General features: G+C 74.3%; 3 protein-coding genes. All 3 read left to right on the top strand.

Annotated elements, in window-relative coordinates; genetic code table 11:
• A partial coding sequence (locus AC2W7A_RS10520) for a PP2C family protein-serine/threonine phosphatase (protein WP_485991310.1) occupies positions 1–588 on the top strand: 588 nt, incomplete at its 5' end.
• A gap of 47 nt (positions 589–635) precedes the next feature.
• Positions 636–3077, top strand: a complete 2442-nt coding sequence (ligA, locus tag AC2W7A_RS10515) for an NAD-dependent DNA ligase LigA (RefSeq protein ID WP_485991309.1) — start codon at positions 636–638, stop codon at positions 3075–3077.
• On the top strand, positions 3074–3589 hold a 516-nt coding region (locus tag AC2W7A_RS10510; protein ID WP_485991308.1), incomplete at its 3' end, for an inositol monophosphatase family protein. The genes ligA and AC2W7A_RS10510, both read left to right, overlap by 4 nt.

The following is a 3589-nucleotide window of genomic DNA, read 5'->3' as shown; positions in this document are numbered from 1 at the left end:
CGCCTGGCCGAGACCGACGGGGGACCGAGCCTGGAGGGGCTCGGCGAGCTCGTCCACGCCGCCCACCAGGCGGTGCTCGACGACGGCCCGGCCGGCTCCGGCACGACCCTCACCCTCCTGACGGCACTCGAGCCCGCCGCGGGCCGCTGGGCCGTGGCCAACGTCGGCGACTCCCGCGTCTACCGCCGTCCGGCGGGGTCTGCGGTCCTGCAGCAGCTCACCGTGGACCACTCCGCGGTGCAGATGCTCGTGGACGCCGGCGAGCTCACCCCGGACGAGGCCCGCGTGCACCCCCGCCGGAATGTGATCACCCGCGCCCTCGGCTCCCCGGAGCAGCTGGTGGTGGACGTGGGCGAGGTCCACGCCGCCCCGGGGGACCGGTTCCTGCTCTGCTCGGACGGGCTGACCGGGGAGCTGCTGGACGCGGAGATCCTCGCCCTGCTGGAGGACAACGCGGACGACCCCCAGACCGCGGTGGACGCCCTCGTGGAGGCCGCGCTCTGGCGCGGCGGCCGGGACAACGTCACCGTGGTGCTCGTGCAGATCCCCGGTGACGCCGCGGCGGAGGACGCCACGGCGGACGCCTGACCGGCCGGAGGCGGTGCGGTGACCGCTGTGTTCACTACTCTGGACGGGTGAGCGCCCAGACCGATCCCCACGCCGAGCCCGCCGACGCCGCCTCCGACCAGGCCCACGTGCCGGGTGCGGAGGACATCCCGCAGACGTCCCTGCGCGAGGAGTACCAGGAGCTGGTGGAGCAGGTGCGCGCCGCCCGCACCGCCTACTACCAGAAGGACGAACCGGAGCTCTCGGACGCGGAGTACGACCGCCTCTACCGCCGCCTCGAGGACCTGGAGACGCTCCACCCGGAGATCGTGGCCAACGATTCGCCGACCCAGGAGGTCGGTGGCGAGGTCTCCGAGGCCTTCGCCCCCGTCACGCACGGCGCCCGCATGTACTCGCTGGAGGACCTGTTCTCCGAGGAGGAGCTCGAGGTCTGGTTCCGCCGCACCGCCGAGGCCGTGGCGGCGGCCCGCCCCGGCACGGACCCGCGCTGGCTCGTGGAGGTCAAGATCGATGGCCTGGCCGTGAACCTGCGCTACCAGGACGGCGCGCTCACCCGCGCCGCCACCCGCGGCGACGGCGTCACCGGCGAGGACGTCACCCACAACGTCCGCACCATCGGGTCCATCCCGCAGCGGCTGGAGGGCGAGGGGTGGCCGGCGGACCTGGAGGTCCGCGGCGAGGTCTTCATGTCCTCCGCCGACTTCCGCGCGCTCAACGACTCCCGCGCCGAGGAGGGCAAGGCGCCCTTCGCCAATCCGCGCAACGCCGCCGCCGGCTCCCTGCGTCAGAAGGACCCCAAGGTCACCGCCGCCCGGCCGCTGAGCATGTTCGTCCACGGCATCGGCGCCCACTCCGGCCTGGACCTGTCCAGCCAGGGCGAGGCCTACGAGGCGCTCGCCGGCTGGGGGCTGCCCACCAGCCCGTACACCCGCACCGTGACCGGGCTCGGCGACGAGGCGCTCCGGGGCATCCTGGACATCATCGCCGAGTACGGCCGCCGCCGGCACGAGCTGGTGCATGAGATCGACGGCATCGTGGTGAAGGCGGACGACTTCGCGGACCAGCGCGCCCTGGGCCACACCTCCCGCGTGCCCCGCTGGGCCGCCGCCTACAAGTACCCGCCGGAGGAGGTGCACACGAAGCTCCTCGACATCCAGGTCTCCGTGGGCCGTACCGGCCGCGTCACCCCCTACGCCGTGATGGAGCCGGCCACCGTGGCCGGGTCCACCGTCTCCATGGCCACCCTGCACAACCAGGACGTGGTCAAGGCCAAGGGCGTGCTGATCGGGGACACCGTGGTGCTGCGCAAGGCCGGAGACGTCATCCCCGAGGTGGTCGGCCCCGTGCTGCCGCTGCGGGAGAAGGCCGAGGCCGCGGGGGAAGAGCTGCGCGAGTTCGTCATGCCCGCCGAGTGTCCCTCCTGCGGCACCGCCCTGGCACCGGCCAAGGAGGGGGATGTGGACCTGCGCTGCCCGAACTCCCTGACCTGCCCGGCCCAGCTGGCCGGCCGCATGGAGCACCTGGCCTCGCGCGGCGCCTTCGACGTAGAGGCGCTCGGCGAGGAGGCCGCCGTCTGGCTCACCACCGGCCCCGGACCGGACCCGGCCGAGCAGGAGGGCGCGCCCAGCCCGGAGGGCCCCGGCGTGCTCACCTCCACCGCCCAGGTCTTCGACCTCGCCTCCGGCACCCCGGAGGAGATCACCGGCCCGCGCGGGGAGGACGGCCTGACCGACCTGCAGCGCTCCCTGGGGGACGTCCGCGTCTGGCGGGAGAAGCGCACCAAGGTGGACGGCAAGTACGTCCCCTCCGGCGTCTGGGAGCTCAAGCCCGCGTTCTTCACGCAGGGCACCGCGAAGAGGCCGTCCGCCCCCACCGCCAACACGCTGCGCCTGTTCGAGGAGCTGGAGAAGGCCAAGTCCCAGCCGCTGTGGCGCGTGCTGGTGGCCCTGTCCATCCGGCACGTCGGGCCCACCGCGGCCCGCTCGCTCGCCGTGGCGTTCGGCTCCATGGACGCTCTGCGCGAGGTGGCCGAGGCGAAGGACGTCGAGCGCCTGTCCGAGACGGACGGCGTGGGACCGATCATCGCCGAGGCCGTGATCGAGTGGTTCGCCGTGCCGGAGCACGTGGCGATCGTGGACGCCTGGGCCGCCGCCGGCGTGCGCATGGAGGACGAGCAGGACGAGTCCACCCCCAGGACCCTGGAGGGCGTCACCGTGGTGGTCACCGGCACCCTCGAGGACTTCAGCCGGGACTCGGCCAAGGAGGCCATCCTGGTCCGCGGCGGCAAGGCCTCCGGCTCCGTGTCCAAGAAGACCCACTTCCTCGTGGCCGGCGCCTCGGCCGGCTCCAAGCTGGACAAGGCCGAGTCCCTCGGCGTCCCCGTCCTGGACGAGGACGGCTTCAGGCGGCTGCTCGCCGAAGGGCCGGGCGCCTTCGCCGAGGACGACGACGCCGGCGCCGCCGGTGAGGAGGGCGCGGCCGCCGCCGAGACCGCGGAGGAGGGACAGTGAGCGCCTCCGTCACCCCGGCCGGTCTGCTCGCCGTCGCCCGGGCCGCCGCCCGCGCCGGTGCCGCCGTGCTCAACGAGCGCTGGACCGCCGCGCATCCAGCCACCCCGCTGACCGCCGCCGCGCTCGGGGCGGAGACCAAGTCCTCCGCCTCGGACTGGGTCACGGAGTTCGACCGCCGTGCCGAGGACGCCGTCCGCGCCGTGGTCACCGGGTACCGGCCCCAGGATGAGATCACCGGCGAGGAGTACGGGGCCACGGTGCCTGCCGACCCCTCCGGGTACCGCTGGTCCATCGATCCGCTGGACGCCACCACCAACTTCATCCGCGGCATCCCCCAGTTCTGCACCTCCGTGGCCGTCTGGGGACCGGACGGCCGGGGTGAGGGACGCTGGCTGGCGGGGGCCGTCGTCGCCCCGGCGCTCGGACGCACCTGGTACGCCCATGCCGGCGGCCGGCGCCTGCTCCACCGTGGACGCCACCACCGCGGCCTCCGCCCGGGAGGACCGGAGGCG

The sequence above is a fragment of the Micrococcus sp. LASM2_SD2 genome, from assembly GCF_057364565.1.
Note: the sequence above shows the minus strand (reverse complement) of the source record. Positions and strands in the feature narration are given on the sequence as shown.